2 protein-coding genes are annotated in these 3,393 nt (G+C 31.8%); both read right to left on the reverse strand.

The features are described from left to right. On the reverse strand, nt 1-1,759 hold a 1,759-nt coding region (locus tag ACKI67_RS08535), incomplete at its 3' end, for a hypothetical protein (RefSeq protein ID WP_407463111.1). A 164-nt stretch (nt 1,760-1,923) separates the two neighbouring features. Next, a complete protein-coding gene (priL, locus tag ACKI67_RS08540; protein ID WP_407463113.1) occupies nt 1,924-3,285 on the reverse strand; it encodes a DNA primase large subunit PriL in 1,362 nt (453 codons plus the stop codon). Nucleotides 3,286-3,393 lie beyond the last annotated feature (108 nt).

Consider the following 3,393-nt stretch of genomic DNA (forward strand, 5'->3'; position numbering starts at 1 on the left):
CCTTAAAGTATTTGGATTTTTTGAATCTTGCAGTAACTTTAGGGGCATTGACAATAGTGTTTGCCTTTTTGATTTTAATGTTGGACTTGACAGTAGTGAAATCCTCAAAATCATAAGGTTTGTATTTATAATAGCAAAGCACTGCTTTATAGGAACCGACATTTAATCCAGATACCTTGAAATAAGCGATTCCTTTGGAATTTGCAGTTGCCCAAAATGTTTTTACATAATTGCCAGAGGAATAAACTTCCATTTTAAATTTAAGATTAGAGCAAACTTTTTTGCTAATTCCATAAACAGCCTTAACCATATAGGTTTTTCCAGAATTATAACTTGTAGTGAAATTACTTAAAGTGTATTTAATAAAGGAAAATGGGTTTAAGTTATTATTGAAAGAAATTGGCTTTTTATAAGTGCTTGTTTTATTGTTTTTTGTAATTGATATCTTATTGCAGCTGATGATGGCCGCTTCACAATTGCAGTTAAACTTGCAGTCAATCACCTTTAGATTTCCATCAGATGAGTGAATCGCTGCAACATCATTAGAGGAGTTTGTAAATGTTGAATTGCTGATTTTCAATACACCGACTCCCCAATGGTCAATTGCACCTTTGTTATTCAAGAACTTTGAATTCTTGATGTATAGATCATCATAATTGTTAATCAAATTATTCTTATTGTTCTTGAATGTACAGGAATCCATTGAGCAGTTTACATTGTTATAAAGCACAAACTTAGAGTTATTGTCAAAAGTGGAATTTTTAATAATCAGTTTGTTATTATTTTCATATACATTAGGAACATCAGTTGAAATTACTCTGGTGTTATTTCCAAAAATGGAATTTTTGATGTTCAATGTTCCATTCAATAAGTAAATTACTGCAGAGTCAGTAGCTTTATTCTTATTGAAATAACAGTTATCGATAACACTGCTGGAAGCGGAATTGATCAATTCAAAATAAAAGACTGTATCCTCACCACTATTTGAAATGAATGATGAATTAGTGATTGATACTTTTGAAGGAATCTTTTTAGAATCAGAAAATTTAAAGACTGTATCTTCCCATCCTGTAGCCTTGTTGGAGTCAAAAGTACTGTTTTCTATATTCAAATTAGCTGCAGTTGAATCCAGTATCATATAATTGCTTTTGAAAGTTGAATCTTTTATAATGACATTATCAGAGTTTTCTTCGCCTCTGCATTTGATTGCCATATTCTTATTGCCTTCAAAAGTACAATTGATGATAGTGGCATTGCCTTCAATATACACTGCTTCCTTGACATCAGCGTTTTTAAAAATAATATTCTTTAGTATGATTGCCTTTTCAGATAATATTATTCCAGACAATCCTCTTGCATCAAGTGTTGCATCTTCACCTTCAAGAGTCAAATTCTTGTTGATGTAAATGTAATTACCATTTCCTTGATAGTTTCCATTTAATCTTATTACACTATTTTCCTTAGAACTTAATACAGCATTCTGGATATCTTCAAAGGTATCTCCACTTACCTGAACGATTTCTGATTGATCATTGCCCTCAGAATTATCGCTCTCGCTGGAATCATCAGAATTAGTGGATTCCCCACTGGAACTATCATCAGTTCCATCATCAGAACCCTCATCTATAATAATGTTTTCATTTCCTAAACCCTCATAATTTACATTATCATCCAATAGTGCATCTGAAGCTGAAACCGCTCCAATGCTTACAACAATTAAGAGAATTATAGAAATAAAAAACAATCTCTTATTTATCATAAAGTTTTCCCCTAATAAGTATATATATAGATATCTATATCACTTAATATATTTAACTATTTTTAAATAATTCTAGAGAAAAAATCAAATAAAACAAGCCAAAAAATAGATTTTAAGAATTAAAAGCATTAGAATCTAAAAAAATTAAAGATTAAAAAAAAAAGTTATTGATTAGAAGAAGATTCATCTGTAGAATCCTTATTAAATTCACCATTTTTAGTCATTATCCATTTTTTCCTTGAATAATAGCTTAATGGATTATTTATCTTAGCACAATCCTTATTTTCCTTACAAAGTTGAGGCAAGTGCATCTTAATCTTCTCACAACTCATAGGAGTGTACCATTTGGTTTCTCCCTCATTTTCAAGACTTACTTCCTCATGCATTCCAAACCCTAATTTTGAAATGATATTAATCTTCTCTTGAGGTTGGTCTTCAAACAAAGGAGGAGTACAATTGTCAGCTGCCTCATATATCAAGGGCAGAATCTCATTCAATGTGATGTTCAAGTTTGTATCAATGTCAGATACCTTTACAGTCCTATCTGAGCCAAAAATGCCTGGATACAATCTTGCATATGAAACGAATGAAGTTAAAAGAAGAACAATCGCATCATTTCTTCCACCAGAGGAAACTCCATCAACAGTATTGGCTATGCAAGGAGGGAAAGCTTCCCTAACAAGCTTGCCAATTTCCATATTGCCAAAAGCGCCTCCACTTGCATAATATGTGCTGTATTGAGCTAAAGATTCGCTGATAGCCTCATCCAACATTTCACCTAATTCTACAATAGCTGGATGCATTTCAACAATAGCCAATTGACTTTGAATGGACTTTATATAATCTTCAGTGTTTTGCATAAGCAATTTAGTTAAAATAAGTTCTCTGAGATTGTCTCCTATCAGAATGTCATATACCCTATCTGGAGACCTGTCACTGAATTTATCACCATATGAAAAGACAAACTGCTCCCTATCCAAAACGATTTCACCATTATCCAAAACAAGATCAGTCAATGATAATTTCTTGGTTGCAATCAAATCCTTTAAAAAGGACCATTCGATTCCATCCCGAATGAGCAAATCATTTAAGATTTCTTCAACAAGCTCCTTTTTATCAGATAATTGGAGCTTGATCAATCTATCCTCAATCATCAGTCCTTGGGATTCCACAAATAACTTTACCTCACGGGAACCTGGCCTAAACTGATTTGCAATAGCTTGTGCCAATATATGGAAAACTATGGTGTCATATTCAGCAATATCTTCATTGAAAAAGTAAGCATAATCATTCGGATTGAAATCCTTATTGTTTTTACGTTCAATATACCATTTAATACGGTTAATAGCCAAATCTACAAGAGTTTCTGGAACAACTTCCTGATTGGAAATGGTCTGACGATTGGTATGAATGACAATATCCATTAAATCGTCATTATGTTCGGATATCTCTTCCAATCCACCTAATCCCCTTACAATATTTCTTCCTTCTTCAGATAAGGGATTTAAATATGAGACTAAAACCATGATTTTACTCCAAAACTCTTCAATGATTAAAAATAATTTTTACTCGTTTACATATAATACTATAATTTAATATTTTAAATAAGTTTTTATAATAAAATCTTAATTGAA

The sequence above is a fragment of the Methanobrevibacter sp. genome (assembly GCF_045577275.1).
In the GTDB taxonomy this organism is placed as follows: domain Archaea; phylum Methanobacteriota; class Methanobacteria; order Methanobacteriales; family Methanobacteriaceae; genus Methanobrevibacter.

What these genes read in the sequence shown, in the direction of transcription:
- priL (WP_407463113.1), bottom strand. Translation starts at nt 3,285, where the DNA reads ATGGTTTTAGTCTCATATTTAAATCCCTTATCTGAAGAAGGAAGAAAT.